This is a genomic window from Pseudomonas paraeruginosa PA7, assembly GCF_000017205.1.
Lineage (GTDB): Bacteria > Pseudomonadota > Gammaproteobacteria > Pseudomonadales > Pseudomonadaceae > Pseudomonas > Pseudomonas paraeruginosa.
The window spans coordinates 1319004-1333160 of the sequence record NC_009656.1; the positions used below are offsets into that span (position 1 = coordinate 1319004).

The following is a 14157-nucleotide window of genomic DNA, read 5'->3' on the forward strand; positions in this document are numbered from 1 at the left end:
CGAGATGCCGCAGATCGTGATTCTGCCCCACGCCGAGCACTGCCCCGAAGGTGCGGTATTCGAGGCCCAGCCCGGCGAAACCATCCTGGATGCCGCGCTGCGCAATGGCATCGAGATCGAGCATGCCTGCGAGAAGTCCTGCGCCTGCACCACCTGCCACGTGATCGTCCGCGAGGGCTTCAATTCCATGGAGCCCTCCGACGAACTCGAGGACGACATGCTCGACAAGGCCTGGGGCCTGGAGCCCGACTCGCGCCTGTCCTGCCAGGCGGTCGTGGCGGAGAAGGACCTGGTGGTCGAGATCCCCAGGTACACCATCAACCAGGTGTCCGAAGGCCACTGAGCCTGATGGAAGGAAGGAGCGCGCGATGAGCCTGAAATGGACCGATGTGCTGGAGATCGCCATCCAGCTCGACGAAAGCAAGCCGGATGTCGACCCGCGCTACGTGAACTTCGTCGATCTGCGGCGCTGGGTAGTGGAACTGCCGGAGTTTTCCGACGATCCACAGCGTAGCGGGGAGAAGGTCCTGGAGGCGATCCAGGCCGCCTGGATCGAGGAGCGGGACTAGCCATAGGCCTGCCCTACGCATTTGCCGGGAACCCGCGTATAATTCGCGGGTTTTATTTTAGGTAAGGCCTGAAATCGCCCGCGAGCGCGTTCCAGGCCTGGCATGTCTGGCCTGGGGCCAGGCACAGCCACGCTGACTCCGGCCCTTTCGGGCCGTTTTCGTCAGCGTCCTGAACGAATCACGGCGTCCCGCCCCGCTGGCGGGGCCGCCCAAGCTAGACAACCTTGTTTCGGAGTTTTTCCAATGGCACTGCAACGCACCCTGTCCATCATCAAGCCGGACGCCGTCTCCAAGAACGTGATCGGCGAAATCCTGACCCGCTTCGAAAAAGCCGGCCTGCGCGTCGTCGCGGCGAAGATGGTTCAGCTGTCCGAGCGCGAAGCCGGTGGTTTCTACGCCGAGCACAAAGAGCGTCCGTTCTTCAAGGACCTGGTTTCCTTCATGACTTCCGGTCCGGTTGTAGTCCAGGTCCTGGAAGGTGAGGACGCCATCGCCAAGAACCGCGAGCTGATGGGCGCCACCGATCCGAAGAAGGCCGACGCCGGCACCATCCGCGCCGACTTCGCCGTTTCCATCGACGAGAACGCGGTCCACGGTTCCGACTCCGAGGCTTCCGCCGCTCGCGAAATCGCCTACTTCTTCGCGGCTACCGAAGTCTGCGAGCGCATTCGCTGATCGACCGCAGGTGAGGGTGAAGCCATGACGACCGCCACCGGCAAAGTGAACCTGCTGGGCCTGACCCAGCCGCAACTGGAACAGTTCTTCGAGTCCATCGGCGAGAAGCGCTTCCGTGCCGGTCAGGTCATGAAGTGGATTCACCACTTTGGCGTCGATGACTTCGACGCCATGACCAACGTCGGCAAGGCCTTGCGCGAAAAGCTCAAGGCCTTCGCCGAGATCCGCGGTCCCGAGATCGTCAGCCAGGACATCTCCGCCGACGGCACCCGCAAGTGGGTGGTCCGGGTAGCGTCCGGCAGCTGTGTCGAGACCGTGTACATTCCCCAGGGCGGACGCGGCACGCTGTGCGTTTCCTCCCAGGCGGGCTGCGCCCTGGACTGCAGTTTCTGCTCCACCGGCAAGCAGGGCTTCAACAGCGACCTGAGCGCCGCCGAGGTGATCGGCCAGGTGTGGATCGCCAACAAGTCGTTCGGCACCGTCCCGGCCAAGATCGATCGTGCCATCACCAACGTGGTGATGATGGGCATGGGCGAGCCGCTGCTGAACTTCGACAACGTGGTCGCCGCCATGAACATCATGATGGACGACCTCGGCTATGGCATTTCCAAGCGCAAGGTGACCCTGTCCACCTCCGGCGTGGTGCCGATGATCGACAAGCTCGGCGAGGTGATCGACGTTTCCCTTGCGCTGTCGCTGCACGCGCCGAACGACGAGCTGCGCAACAGGCTGGTGCCGATCAACAAGAAGTATCCGCTGACGATGCTGCTGGACGCTTGCCGCCGCTATATTTCCCGTCTCGGCGAGAAGCGCGTGCTGACCGTCGAGTACACCCTGCTCAAGGATGTGAACGATCAGCCCGAGCATGCTGAGCAGATGATCGCATTGCTGAAAGACACGCCTTGCAAGATCAACCTGATTCCGTTTAATCCATTCCCGCACTCCGGCTACGAGCGTCCGAGCAACAATGCCATCCGGCGTTTCCAGGACCTGCTGCACAAGGGCGGCTTCAACGTGACCGTCCGTACCACCCGTGGCGACGACATCGACGCGGCCTGCGGCCAGTTGGTCGGCCAGGTCATGGACCGCACCCGCCGGAGCGAGCGTTACATTGCCGTCCGCCAGTTGGCCGAGTCCGAGTCGGCGGCGAATCGAAATTGATTGAGAGGAGGGTTCCGATGACTGTACGCGCCGCGCTGGTGTTCCTGTTGGCAATCGGGCTGACGGGCTGCGTGACGAGCGGAGATCAGAATCCCCTGAAGACCGACAAGGGCCGTGACGAGGCGCGCGACGCCTACATCCAGCTCGGCCTGGGCTATCTGCAGCGCGGCAGTACCGAGCAGGCCAAGGTGCCGCTGCGCAAGGCCCTGGAGATCGACCCCTCCAGCGTCGATGCGCACGCCGCGCTGGCGGTGGTGTTCCAGACCGAGATGGAACCCCGGCTGGCCGACGAGGAATACCGCAAGGCGCTCGCCGGCGACAGCCGCAACGCCCGCATCCTGAACAACTACGGTGGTTTCCTCTACGAGCAGAAACGCTACGAGGAGGCCTACCGGCGCTTCGTCGAGGCCAGCCAGGACAACCTGTATCCCGAACGCTCGCGTGTGTTCGAGAACCTCGGCCTGGTTTCCCTGCAACTGAAGAGGCCGGCACAGGCCAAGGAGTACTTCGAGAAGTCCCTGCGCCTGAACCGCAACCAGCCCCGCGTCGCGCTGGAAATGGCCGACCTGCTCTACAGGGAGCGCGAGTACGTGCCGGCTCGCCAGTACTATGATCTCTTTGCCCAGGGCGGCGGGCAGAATGCCCGTAGCCTGCTGCTGGGTATCCGTCTCGCGAAGGTCTTCGAGGATCGCGACACGGCAGCCAGTTACGGCCTGCAATTGAAACGCCTGTACCCAGGCTCTCCCGAATACAAGGAATTCCAGGCGGAAAAATGATGAAAGCGCCGCAGCCCGAAGTCGTAGCCACCGCTTCCCGTCAGAATCCCGGGGAAACCTTGCGCCAGGCGCGCGAGCAGAAGGGCCTGTCGCTGTCGCAGGTGGCCGGGCAGCTGAACCTGACCGAGAATTCGTTGCGCCAGTTGGAGAACGGGGCGTTCGACAAGTTGCCGGGACACACCTTCTCGCGAGGCTACATCCGTGCCTACGCCAAGCTCATGGGCCTCGACCAGGCCGAACTGGTCAACAGCTTCGATCATTTCACCGGCACCAACGCCAGCGGCAGCACCGTACAGAGCCTGGGCCGGGTCGCCGAACCGGTGCGCCTGTCGCGCAACGTGCTGCGCATCGTCAGCCTGCTGCTGCTCGCGCTGCTGATCGGCTTCGGTTACTTCTGGTGGCAGGAGCACTCCGCGCGCAACCCGGAAACCGCCGGCCTCAGCCTCGAGCATGTCGAGGTGGAGAGTGCCGACGGCACCACCGAGATCCATACCCTGGACGAGCCTGAAGACCAGGCGGTGGCCGAGGCGCAGAAGGAGGGCGGGCAGCCGCCCGTCGAGGTCTCCCCGGAAATCGCCGCGCAGGCCGAAGGTACGCCGCCGGCCGCGACCGAGGGTGGCCAGGTTCCCGCCGCCCCGGCCCAGCAGGGTTCCGTCGCCGCGCCGCAGCAACCTGCCACCGCGCCTGCCGCTCCAGCCGCCAGCGCTCCCGGTGCAGCACCCGGCGCCCCGCTCACGGCCAGCCCGGCGGCGCCCGCCGCGCCGGGCGAGCCCGCCGTGGCTCCGTTGGTGGCCGGTGAAGGCCAGGGCGTGGTCAAGGTACAGTTCGTCGCCGACTGCTGGACCCAGGTCACCGACGCCAATGGCAAGGTCCTGGTCAGCGCGCTGAAGCGCAAGGGCGACAGCCTGGAGCTGGCTGGCAAGGCTCCGCTGGAGCTGCGTCTCGGCTTCGCCCGTGGCGCGCAGGTCAGCTACAACGGTCAGCCGGTGGACGTGACGCCCTTCGTCCGCGGCGAGACGGCCCGTCTGAAGGTAGGACAATGAGCATTCATAGCGCTTCTCCGATCACTCGTCGCAAGTCCCGGAAAATCTGGGTCGGCAATGTCCCGGTGGGCGGCGACGCGCCGATCGCCGTGCAGAGCATGACCAACACCGAGACCTGCGACGTCGCCGCCACCGTGGCGCAGATCCGTCGCCTGGAAGATGCCGGCGCGGACATCGTGCGGGTCTCGGTGCCGGACATGGACGCTGCCGAGGCGTTCGGCAAGATCAAGCAGCAGGTCAACGTGCCGCTGGTGGCGGACATCCACTTCGACTACCGCATCGCCCTGCGCGTTGCGGAGCTGGGCGTGGACTGCCTGCGCATCAACCCGGGCAATATCGGTCGCGAGGACCGGGTCAAGGCGGTGGTCGACGCCGCGCGCGAACGCAACATCCCGATCCGTATCGGCGTCAACGCCGGGTCGCTGGAAAAGGACCTGCAGAAGAAATACGGCGAACCCACGCCGGAAGCCCTGCTCGAATCGGCCATGCGCCATGTCGATCATCTCGACAAGCTGGATTTCCAGAACTTCAAGGTCAGCGTCAAGGCCTCCGACGTGTTCATGGCCGTCGCCGCCTATCGCCTGCTGGCCAGGCAGATCGAGCAACCCCTGCACCTGGGTATCACCGAGGCCGGCGGCCTGCGTTCCGGCACCGTGAAGTCCGCGGTGGGCCTGGGCATGCTGTTGGCCGAAGGGATCGGCGACACCATCCGGATTTCCCTGGCGGCCGACCCGGTGGAGGAGATCAAGGTCGGTTTCGACATCCTCAAGTCCCTTCACCTGCGCTCCCGTGGCATCAATTTCATCGCCTGCCCGAGCTGCTCACGACAGAACTTCGACGTGGTGAAGACCATGAACGAGCTGGAGGGGCGCCTGGAAGACCTGCTGGTACCGATGGACGTGGCCGTGATCGGTTGCGTCGTCAATGGTCCGGGCGAGGCCAAGGAGGCCCACGTCGGCCTCACCGGCGGCACCCCGAACCTGGTGTACATCGACGGCAAGCCGTCGCAGAAACTGACCAACGACAACCTGGTGGACGAGCTGGAACGGCTGATCCGCCAGAAGGCGGCCGAGAAGGCCGAGGCCGATGCGAGCCTGATCGCCCGCGGCTGACCAGCGTTTAAGGACCCTACGTGAGCAAGTCCCTGCAAGCCATCCGTGGCATGAACGACATCCTGCCGGAGCAGACTCCGGCCTGGCGCTATCTGGAACGCACCTTCGCCGGCCTGCTGGACGGTTACGGCTACAGCGAGATCCGCCTGCCCATCCTCGAATTCACCGAGCTCTTCGCCCGCGGTATCGGCGAAGGCACCGACGTGGTCGACAAGGAGATGTATACCTTCCTCGACCGCAACGGCGAATCCCTGACCATGCGCCCCGAAGGCACCGCCGGTTGCGTGCGCGCCGTGCTCGAACACGGCCTGAGTGGCGGTGGCCAGGTACAGAAGCTGTGGTACACCGGGCCCATGTTCCGCTACGAGAAGCCGCAGAAAGGCCGCTACCGGCAGTTCCACCAGATTGGCGTGGAAGTCTTCAACCTGCCCGGCCCGGACATCGACGCCGAACTGATCATCCTCACCTGGCGCCTGTGGCAGAAGCTCGGCATGGCCGACGCGGTGACCCTGCAACTCAACACCCTGGGTTCCAGCGAGGCACGCGCACGTTATCGCGAGGCCCTGGTGGCCTACCTGCAGGAGCGCTTCGAGCAGCTCGACGAGGACAGCCAGCGGCGCATGACCACCAACCCGCTGCGGATCCTCGACAGCAAGGTGGAGAGCACCCAGGCTCTGCTGGTCGGTGCGCCGACCCTGCACGACTACCTCGACGAAGAGTCGATCGCCCACTTCGAGGGTCTCAAGGCCCGCCTGGATGCGGTCGGCCTGCGCTACGAGATCAACCAGAAGCTGGTGCGCGGCCTCGACTACTACTGCCGCACGGCGTTCGAGTGGGTCACCGACAAGCTCGGTGCCCAGGGCACCGTTTGTGGCGGCGGCCGCTACGACGGGCTGGTCAGCCAATTCGGCGGCAAGCCGACCCCGGGCGTCGGTTTCGCCATGGGTGTGGAGCGCCTGGTGCTGCTGCTGGAGACCCTCGACGTGATCCCGGCGGAACTGAACCGTCCGGCCGACCTGTACGTCTGTGCCTTCGGCGAACCGGCGGAACTGGCCGCCCTGGCCCTGGCCGAACAGCTGCGCAGCTCGATTCCCGGCATACGCCTGCTGGTCAACGCCGGCGCCGGCAGCTTCAAGAGCCAGTTCAAGAAGGCCGACAAGAGCGGCGCGCGCTACGCCCTGATCCTCGGGGAGGACGAGGTGGCCAATCGCGTGGTAGGTTTCAAGCCCCTGCGTGACGAGGGCGAGCAACAAAGCATTGCCTGGGACGCTCTGCCCGAGCACCTGGCAGCCTGTCTGGCACAGGCTTGAGAACATAAAGAATAGGAGTGATTGGGGTGACATCGCGTACCGAAGACGAAGACCTGGCGCAGATCAAGGACTGGTGGCAGCGCAACGGCAAGCCGCTGGTCACCGGCGGCATCCTCGCGCTGGCAGTGGTATTCGGCTGGCAGGCCTGGCAGAAGTACCAGACCAACCAGGCGCAGGGCGCCTCGATCGTCTACCAGCAACTGATCGAAACCGCGCTGAACCCGGCTGGCCAGCCGGACACCGCGAAAGTGGCGGAACTGGCCGGCAAGCTGAAGAGCGAGTTCGGCGGTACCCACTACGCCCAGTACGGCAGCCTGTTCGTGGCCAAGGTCGCGGTCGACAGCGGCAAGCTGGATGACGCCGTTGCCGAGCTGAAGGCGGTCATGGACAAGCCGGCCGACGCCACCCTCGGCGAACTGGCGCGGCAGCGCCTGGCCCGGGTTCTGGCGGCCCAGGGCAAGGTCGAGGAAGGCCTGAAGCTGCTCGAAGGCGATGCCGACAAGGCCTACGTCTCCACCCGTGAGGAGCTCAAGGGCGACCTGCTGGTGCAGCTCAAGCGCACCGACGAGGCGCGCGCGGCCTACGAGAAAGCCAAGCAGTCGCTGCCCGAAGACGGTGCCGGCGACGCCCTGCAGATCAAGCTCGACGACCTGTCCAAGGGAGAGGCCTGAGATGGTGCAATGGAAACACGCGGCGCTGCTCGCCCTGGCCCTTGCGGTCGTGGGTTGCAGCAGCAACAGCAAGAAGGAACTCCCGCCCGCCGAGCTGACCGACTTCAAAGAGGAAGTCGTTCTGAGCAAGCAGTGGAGCCGCTCGGTCGGTGACGGCCAGGGTGACCTCTACAACCTGCTCGAGCCGGCGGTGGACGGTTCCACCATCTACGCCGCTTCCGCCGAAGGGCGGGTGATGGCGATCCAGCGCGAGACCGGCGATGTGCTCTGGAAGAAGGACCTCGAGCGTCCGGTTTCCGGCGGTGTCGGCGTCGGCTACGGCCTGGTGCTGGTGGGTACCCTGCGCGGCGACGTGATCGCCCTCGACGAGGCCACCGGCAAGAAGAAGTGGACCAAGCGGGTCAACAGCGAAGTGCTGTCCGCGCCGGCCACCAACGGCGACGTGGTGGTGGTGCAGACCCAGGACGACAAGCTGATCGGCCTCGACGCCGCCAGCGGCGACCAGCGCTGGATCTACGAAAGCAGCGTGCCGGTGCTGACCCTGCGCGGCACCGGCGCGCCGCTGATTGCCGGCAACATGGCCCTGGCTGGCCTGGCCAGCGGCAAGGTGGTGGCGGTCGACGTACAGCGTGGCTTGCCGATCTGGGAGCAGCGCGTGGCGATCCCCCAGGGCCGTTCCGAACTGGATCGCGTGGTGGACATCGACGGCGGCCTCCTGCTGTCCGGCGACACCCTCTACGTGGTCAGCTACCAGGGCCGCGCCGCGGCGCTGGACGTGAACAGCGGCCGCCTGCTCTGGCAACGCGAGGCGTCCAGCTACGTCGGCGTCGCCGAGGGCTTCGGCAACATCTACGTGAGCCAGGCCAGCGGTTCGGTGGAAGGCCTGGATGCGCGCGGCGCCTCCTCGCTGTGGAACAACGACGCCCTGGCGCGTCGGCAACTGTCGGCTCCGGCGGTATTCTCCAGCAACGTGGTGGTCGGCGATCTGGAAGGCTACGTGCATCTGCTGAGCCAGGTGGACGGTCGCTTCGTCGGTCGCGAGCGGGTCGACAGCGACGGCGTGCGGGTTCGCCCGCTGGTGGTCGGTAGCTGGATGTACGTGTTCGGCAACGGTGGCAAGCTCGTCGCCTACACCATCCGCTAGACTGGGTTTCAAGTGTCCGGCCGCTGCCGTCCGACGTCAGCGGCCTTTGTGTTTTCTGAATTCTCGTGGAGAGCCGCATGGTTCCCGTTATTGCCCTGGTGGGTCGTCCGAACGTCGGCAAGTCCACTCTGTTCAACCGCCTGACCAAGTCGCGCGACGCCATCGTGGCGGAGTACGCCGGCCTGACCCGCGACCGCCAGTACGGCGAGGCGCGCTGGCAGGGCCGCACCTACATTGTCATCGATACCGGGGGTATCTCCGGCGATGAGGAAGGCATCGATGCGAAAATGGCCGAGCAATCGTTGCAGGCCATCGAGGAGGCGGATGCCGTCCTGTTCCTGGTCGATTCGCGCGCCGGCATGACCGCCGCCGACCAGATGATCGCCGAGCACCTGCGCAAGCGGAACAAGCGCAGTTTCCTGATCGCCAACAAGGTCGACACCATCGATCCCGATCTCGCTCGCGCCGAGTTCAGCCCGCTGGGCCTGGGCGATGCGCTGCCGATCGCCGCCGCCCACGGTCGCGGCATCAACCATATGCTGCAGGAAGCCCTGGGGATCTTCCCCAAGGACAACGCGGAGGAAGAAGGCGAGGGCGAGCCGGCGAGCGAAGAGGTCGCCGAAGGCGAGGAACCGACCCGGATTCCCGGTCCCAGCGAGAAGGACGGGATCAAGATCGCCATCATCGGCCGGCCCAACGTGGGCAAGTCGACCCTGGTCAACCGCATGCTCGGCGAGGAGCGGGTGATCGTCTACGACCAGGCCGGCACCACCCGCGACAGCATCTACATCCCGTTCGAGCGCAACGAGGAGAAGTACACCCTGATCGATACCGCCGGCGTGCGTCGCCGCGGCAAGATCTTCGAGGCGGTGGAAAAATTCTCGGTGGTGAAGACCCTCCAGGCGATCCAGGATGCCAACGTGGTGATCTTCGTCATGGACGCCCGCGAAGGGGTGGTCGAGCACGACCTCAACCTGCTCGGCTTCGTCCTCGAGACCGGCCGCGCCCTGGTGATCGCCCTGAACAAGTGGGACGGCATGGAGGCGGCCGAGCGCGACTACGTGAAGACCGAGCTGGAGCGACGCCTGCTGTTCGTCGACTTCGCCGACATCCACTTCATCTCGGCGCTGCACGGTACCGGCGTCGGCCACCTCTACAAGTCGGTGCAGGAGTCCTTCCGCTCGGCGGTGACCCGCTGGCCGACCAGCCGCCTGACCAGCATCCTCGAGGACGCCGTGCAGGTACACCAGCCGCCGATGGTCAACGGTCGTCGGATCAAGCTGCGCTACGCCCACCTGGGCGGCGCCAACCCGCCGCTGATCGTGATCCATGGCAACCAGGTGGATGCGGTGCCCAAGGCCTATACGCGCTACCTGGAGAAGACCTACCGGCGGGTATTGAAGTTGGTCGGTACGCCGATCCGTATCGAATACAAGGGCGGCGAGAACCCCTACGAGGGCAAGAAGAACTCGCTGACCGCGCGCCAGGTCAACAAGAAGCGCCGGCTGATGTCGCACCACAAGAAGGCCGAGAAGAAGAAGAAGGACAAGCGCCGCTGAGCGCGATGCGCCGTTCGCTGAAGAAGAGCCCGATGGATATCCCGTCGGGCTTTTTCCATTGGCGCTGGCAGCGCTCCGTAGGGCGGATAGCGCTGCCGGTGTTCCCCGCCGGTACCCTGGCGTGACGGCGGATTATCGCGAGGCGGCTGTTCGTCCTGCGCCATGGCCCGGCGCATATTCCCCGTGACCTGCGGCGGGCGCGCTTTTTTCCAAGCCGTGCCCCTGCAGCGTCGCTCCCGGATCGGCTATCCTGCCCTGCCACCCGTCTGGCCGGGCTATCGTCCGGCGAGTCCCAGCAGGAAGTCCCGATGATTCAGAGCAAGCTGCCGAATGTCGGCACCACCATCTTCACCCGCATGTCGCAACTGGCCGCCGAGTGCGGCGCGATCAACCTCTCCCAGGGCTTTCCCGATTTCGACGGTCCGCCGGAGTTGCGCGAGGCGGTAGGCCGGCATATCGCCGCCGGGCACAACCAGTACGCGCCGATGGCCGGCCTGCCGGCGCTGCGCGAGCAGGTGGCGAAGAAGATCGAGCAGCTCTATGGGCGTCGGGTGAGTGCCGACAGCGAGGTGACCATCACGCCGGGCGCGACCGAGGCGATCTTCAGCGCGATCCAGGCGCTGGTCCATCCGGGTGACGAAGTGGTGGTGCTCGACCCGTCCTACGACAGCTACGAACCGTCGGTGCAGCTCGCCGGTGGGCGTTGCGTGCACGTGCCGCTGGCGCTGCCGGACTTCTCCATCGACTGGCAGCGCATGGCCGAGGCCATCGGGCCGCGTACCCGGCTGGTCATCATCAATACCCCGCATAACCCCAGCGGTGCGCTGATCAGCCGCGAGGAACTGGACCGCCTGGCGGCGCTGATCCGCGACCGGGATATCTACCTGATCAGCGACGAGGTCTACGAGCACCTGGTGTTCGACGGCGTCGCCCATACCAGCGTGCTGTCCCACGACGAGTTGTATCCGCGTTCCTTCGTGGTCAGCTCGTTCGGCAAGACCTACCACGTCACCGGCTGGAAGACCGGCTACGTGGTCGCGCCGCCGGCGCTCGGCGCGGAGCTGCGCAAGGTCCACCAGTACGTCAACTTCTGCGGGGTCACGCCGTTGCAGTGGGCGCTGGCCGACTACATGGCCGCCCATCCCGAGCACCTGGGGCAGTTGCCAGGCTTCTACCAGGCCAAGCGCGACCTGTTCTGCGACCTCCTGCAGGGCTCGCGTTTCCGTTTCAGCCGTGCGCCGGGCACCTATTTCCAGTGCGTGGACTATTCGGCGATCCGCCCGGACCTGGACGACGTCGCCATGGCCGAATGGCTGACCCGTGAACACGGAGTGGCGGCGATCCCGGTTTCGGTGTTTTATGAAAAGGCGCCGGACGCCCTGCGCCTGGTCCGCTTCTGTTACGCCAAACGCGAGGAGACGCTGCGTCAGGCAGCGGAAAAGCTATGCGCGATCTGACGGTGCTGCCGGACCTGGACGTCGCCCTGGTCCAATCCTCCCTGGCCTGGCACGATGCCCAGGCCAACCGCGAGCATTTCACCGCCCTGCTGGAAAGCGCCGCCGGCGCCGACCTGGTGATTCTCCCGGAAATGTTCACCACCGGTTTCAGCATGGCTTCGGCAGAGCAGGCCGAGCCTGAGCAGGGGCCGACCCACGCCTGGCTGCGGGAGCAGGCCCGCCGCCTCGGCGCGGTGGTCACCGGCAGCCTGATCGTCCAGCTCGCCGATGGCAGCCACCGCAACCGTCTGCTCTGGGCGCGTCCGGACGGCGAGGTGCTGCACTACGACAAGCGCCATCTGTTCCGCATGGCCGGCGAGCATGAGCACTACAGTCCCGGCGAGCGCCAGGAGCTGTTCGAACTCAAGGGCTGGCGGGTGCGCCCGCTGATCTGCTACGACCTGCGCTTCCCGGTATGGAGCCGCGACCCGCACGACACCGACCTGTTGCTCTACACCGCCAACTGGCCCGCGCCTCGTCGACTGCACTGGAACCGCCTGCTGCCGGCGCGGGCGATCGAGAACCTCTGCTACGTGGTGGCGGTGAATCGTATCGGCGAAGACGGCAACGCCTTGCGCTACGCTGGAGATAGCCAGGCCCTGGATTTCCAGGGCGACAGCCTGTTCAACGCGGCGGACGCCGACGGCGTGTTCCGCGTCCGGCTGGACGCGGCGGCGTTGGCGGCCTATCGCCAGCGCTTCCCGGCCTACATGGATGCGGATCGCTTCGAAATCCACCCTTGAATGCCGGAACGTCCTGTTCCGCTCGATGTCCGAGGCCATGACCCGGCGCCGTGCATGATGGCGCGTCGCCGGGCCTGGAGTTACCCGTATCCCGCGGCGATACGCCGTGGGCATCAGATCAGGAGGAAGACCAAATGGGACTGCTCGATTCGATTCTCGGTTCGGCGCTGGGTGGCTCTGAAGGACAGGGAGGTGCACGCGATCCGAAAGTGGCCCTGTTGATCGGGCTGGTGACCATGCTGATGTCACGCCAGGGCGGTGCGGCACAGGGCGGTGGCGATGGCGGTGGTCTGCTCGGTTCGCTGGGCAGCATCCTTGGCGGCGCCGGCGGCGGTGCTGCGAGCGGTGGACTGGGCGGCGTCCTCGGCGATCTGCTCGGTGGTGCCGCGGGCGGTGCCGGGCAGGCGCCGGGGGTGGAGGCCGGCTCCCTGGGCGGACTCGGCGGGTTGTTCCAGATGCTCCAGAACGCAGGCCTGGGCGATGCCCTGAATTCCTGGATCGGCGGTGGGCCGAACCAGGCGGTGTCGGCGGCGGACATTTCCCGCGCCTTCGGCGACGGCCAGCTGCAACAACTGGCGGACTCCGCCGGGGTCAGCCAGGGCGAAGCGGCCGAGCACCTGAGCAGCCTGCTGCCGGAACTGGTCAACAAGCTGACGCCGGATGGCCAGGCGCCGCAGGGCGACCTGGACATCGGCTCGGTGCTGGCGCGCTTCAGCTGAGACCACGCGGCCGTCATTCGAGGGTTCCGGCGGATAACCGCGCTGCGGTTATCCGCCTGTGCGACACCTCGACGCCGTGCTCCGTCAATAGGCGCTGGCGCTGTCCAGGCGGTGGATCGCCTGCTCGTCGAGCCGCAGGCGGGTGGCGGCGATCAGGTCGTCCAGCTGTTCCAGGCTGGTGGCGCTGGCAATCGGCGCGGTGACGGTGGGGCGGGCGATCAGCCAGGCCAGGGCGACCTGGGTCGGATTGGCGTTGTACTGCTCGGCCACTTCATCGAGCGCCGCGAGGATCGCCACGCCGCGCTCGTTCAGGTAACCCCTGACTTTCTCGCCGCGGGCACGACCCGCGGTGTCGGCTTCGCTGCGGTACTTGCCACTGAGGAAACCGCTGGCCAGCGAGTAGTAGCTGATCACGCCAAGGCCGAGTTCTTCCACTGTCGGCTCCAGGTTGGTTTCGTAGTCGGCGCGGTCGTACAGGTTGTACTCGGGCTGCAGGCTCTGGTAGCTGGGCAGGTTCAGCCGGGCGCTGACCTGGCGTGCCTGGATCAGGCGCCGGGCGTCGTGGTTGGAGGCGCCGATGACCCGAACCTTGCCTTTCTTGATCAGCTCGCCGTAGGTGGAGAGGGTTTCCTCCAGTTCGGTGTGTGGATCGTCGGCATGCGACTGGTAGAGGTCCAGGTAGTCGGTCTGCAGGCGCCGCAGGGAAGCCTCCAGGGCCTGTTCGATATAGGCCGCGGAGAGGCCCTTGTGGCCGTTGCCCATGTCCATCCCGACCTTGCTCGCGATCACTACCCGGTCGCGCTTGCCGGTGCGTTTCAGCCATTTGCCGATGATGCTCTCCGATTCGCCACCCTGGTGTCCGGGAACCCAGCGCGAATACACGTCGGCGGTATCGATGCAGTTCAGCCCGGCATCGAGCAGGGCGTCCAGCAGCCTGAAGGAGGTGCTTTCGTCGGCGGTCCAGCCGAAGACGTTGCCGCCGAATACCAGGGCCGGGATTTCCAGCCCGGAGTTGCCGAGTTTGCGTGTGCTCATGCGTCATCCCTCCTGTGTGCGGTCCTGTGTGGGCGCTTTCGTTCGCACGTCTTGCTGTGACTGCCGGCGGGCGCGGAATGTTCAGCTGGCGCGCAGCGTCCTATAGACTCTGCCGGTCGCCGGGATTTTCCAATGCCGGCCCTG

At 65.9% G+C, this 14157-nt stretch carries 15 protein-coding genes; 14 read left to right on the forward strand and 1 reads right to left on the reverse strand.

Annotated elements, in window-relative coordinates; all coding sequences use genetic code 11:
• Positions 1–4: 4 nt before the first annotated feature.
• From fdx to PSPA7_RS06295, 14 genes are all read left to right on the forward strand, one after another.
• Complete coding sequence (fdx, locus tag PSPA7_RS06230) at positions 5–343, forward strand: ISC system 2Fe-2S type ferredoxin (RefSeq protein ID WP_003150713.1); 339 nt, start codon at positions 5–7, stop codon at positions 341–343.
• Positions 344–368: 25 nt separating this feature from the next.
• Positions 369–569, forward strand: a complete 201-nt coding sequence (gene iscX, locus PSPA7_RS06235) for a Fe-S cluster assembly protein IscX (RefSeq protein ID WP_003150712.1) — start codon at positions 369–371, stop codon at positions 567–569.
• Between the two features lie 243 nt (positions 570–812).
• Entirely contained in the window at positions 813–1244 is a 432-nt protein-coding gene (gene ndk / locus PSPA7_RS06240) for a nucleoside-diphosphate kinase (protein WP_003092811.1), read from the forward strand.
• A gap of 24 nt (positions 1245–1268) precedes the next feature.
• The gene (gene rlmN, locus PSPA7_RS06245; RefSeq protein ID WP_012074559.1) at positions 1269–2405 is read left to right on the forward strand and encodes a dual-specificity RNA methyltransferase RlmN; all 1137 of its coding nucleotides are present in this window, start codon (positions 1269–1271) and stop codon (positions 2403–2405) included.
• 17 nt (positions 2406–2422) lie between these two features.
• Entirely contained in the window at positions 2423–3181 is a 759-nt protein-coding gene (gene pilW / locus PSPA7_RS06250) for a type IV pilus biogenesis/stability protein PilW (protein ID WP_012074560.1), read from the forward strand.
• Positions 3178–4224: a RodZ domain-containing protein gene (locus PSPA7_RS06255; RefSeq protein ID WP_012074561.1), complete on the forward strand. Its 1047-nt coding sequence runs from the start codon at positions 3178–3180 to the stop codon at positions 4222–4224. The genes pilW and PSPA7_RS06255 overlap by 4 nt, the downstream gene beginning before the upstream one ends.
• Complete coding sequence (gene ispG, locus PSPA7_RS06260; protein ID WP_012074562.1) at positions 4221–5336, forward strand: flavodoxin-dependent (E)-4-hydroxy-3-methylbut-2-enyl-diphosphate synthase; 1116 nt, start codon at positions 4221–4223, stop codon at positions 5334–5336. Before PSPA7_RS06255 ends, ispG begins: the two co-directional genes overlap by 4 nt.
• A gap of 20 nt (positions 5337–5356) precedes the next feature.
• Complete coding sequence (hisS, locus tag PSPA7_RS06265; RefSeq protein WP_003157148.1) at positions 5357–6646, forward strand: histidine--tRNA ligase; 1290 nt, start codon at positions 5357–5359, stop codon at positions 6644–6646.
• A gap of 26 nt (positions 6647–6672) precedes the next feature.
• Positions 6673–7317 carry a YfgM family protein gene (locus tag PSPA7_RS06270; RefSeq protein ID WP_003157149.1) on the forward strand — a complete coding sequence of 215 codons (645 nt, stop codon included), beginning with the start codon at positions 6673–6675 and terminating at the stop codon, positions 7315–7317.
• Position 7318: 1 nt separating this feature from the next.
• Entirely contained in the window at positions 7319–8461 is a 1143-nt protein-coding gene (gene bamB / locus PSPA7_RS06275; protein WP_012074563.1) for an outer membrane protein assembly factor BamB, read from the forward strand.
• A gap of 77 nt (positions 8462–8538) precedes the next feature.
• Entirely contained in the window at positions 8539–10020 is a 1482-nt protein-coding gene (gene der / locus PSPA7_RS06280) for a ribosome biogenesis GTPase Der (RefSeq protein ID WP_003092786.1), read from the forward strand.
• A gap of 308 nt (positions 10021–10328) precedes the next feature.
• Positions 10329–11477 (forward strand): pyridoxal phosphate-dependent aminotransferase, encoded by a 1149-nt coding sequence (locus PSPA7_RS06285; protein WP_012074565.1) that lies wholly within the window; start codon positions 10329–10331, stop codon positions 11475–11477.
• Entirely contained in the window at positions 11465–12259 is a 795-nt protein-coding gene (locus PSPA7_RS06290) for an amidohydrolase (RefSeq protein WP_012074566.1), read from the forward strand. Before PSPA7_RS06285 ends, PSPA7_RS06290 begins: the two co-directional genes overlap by 13 nt.
• 134 nt (positions 12260–12393) lie before the next feature.
• Positions 12394–12978 carry a YidB family protein gene (locus PSPA7_RS06295; protein WP_012074567.1) on the forward strand — a complete coding sequence of 195 codons (585 nt, stop codon included), beginning with the start codon at positions 12394–12396 and terminating at the stop codon, positions 12976–12978.
• 84 nt (positions 12979–13062) lie between these two features.
• Here the strand turns inward: PSPA7_RS06295 and PSPA7_RS06300 are convergent, their stop codons facing one another.
• A complete protein-coding gene (locus PSPA7_RS06300) occupies positions 13063–14013 on the reverse strand; it encodes an aldo/keto reductase (protein WP_003154179.1) in 951 nt (316 codons plus the stop codon).
• Between the last annotated feature and the right edge of the window lie 144 nt (positions 14014–14157).

Coding starts and splice junctions, on each gene's coding strand:
- der (WP_003092786.1), top strand. CDS start 8,539: ATGGTTCCCGTTATTGCCCTGGTGGGTCGTCCGAACGTCGGCAAGTCC.
- fdx (WP_003150713.1), top strand. CDS start 5: ATGCCGCAGATCGTGATTCTGCCCCACGCCGAGCACTGCCCCGAAGGT.
- PSPA7_RS06300 (WP_003154179.1), bottom strand. CDS start 14,013: ATGAGCACACGCAAACTCGGCAACTCCGGGCTGGAAATCCCGGCCCTG.
- ndk (WP_003092811.1), top strand. CDS start 813: ATGGCACTGCAACGCACCCTGTCCATCATCAAGCCGGACGCCGTCTCC.
- PSPA7_RS06295 (WP_012074567.1), top strand. CDS start 12,394: ATGGGACTGCTCGATTCGATTCTCGGTTCGGCGCTGGGTGGCTCTGAA.
- PSPA7_RS06255 (WP_012074561.1), top strand. CDS start 3,178: ATGATGAAAGCGCCGCAGCCCGAAGTCGTAGCCACCGCTTCCCGTCAG.
- PSPA7_RS06290 (WP_012074566.1), top strand. CDS start 11,465: ATGCGCGATCTGACGGTGCTGCCGGACCTGGACGTCGCCCTGGTCCAA.
- pilW (WP_012074560.1), top strand. CDS start 2,423: ATGACTGTACGCGCCGCGCTGGTGTTCCTGTTGGCAATCGGGCTGACG.
- PSPA7_RS06285 (WP_012074565.1), top strand. CDS start 10,329: ATGATTCAGAGCAAGCTGCCGAATGTCGGCACCACCATCTTCACCCGC.
- rlmN (WP_012074559.1), top strand. CDS start 1,269: ATGACGACCGCCACCGGCAAAGTGAACCTGCTGGGCCTGACCCAGCCG.
- iscX (WP_003150712.1), top strand. CDS start 369: ATGAGCCTGAAATGGACCGATGTGCTGGAGATCGCCATCCAGCTCGAC.
- bamB (WP_012074563.1), top strand. CDS start 7,319: ATGGTGCAATGGAAACACGCGGCGCTGCTCGCCCTGGCCCTTGCGGTC.
- ispG (WP_012074562.1), top strand. CDS start 4,221: ATGAGCATTCATAGCGCTTCTCCGATCACTCGTCGCAAGTCCCGGAAA.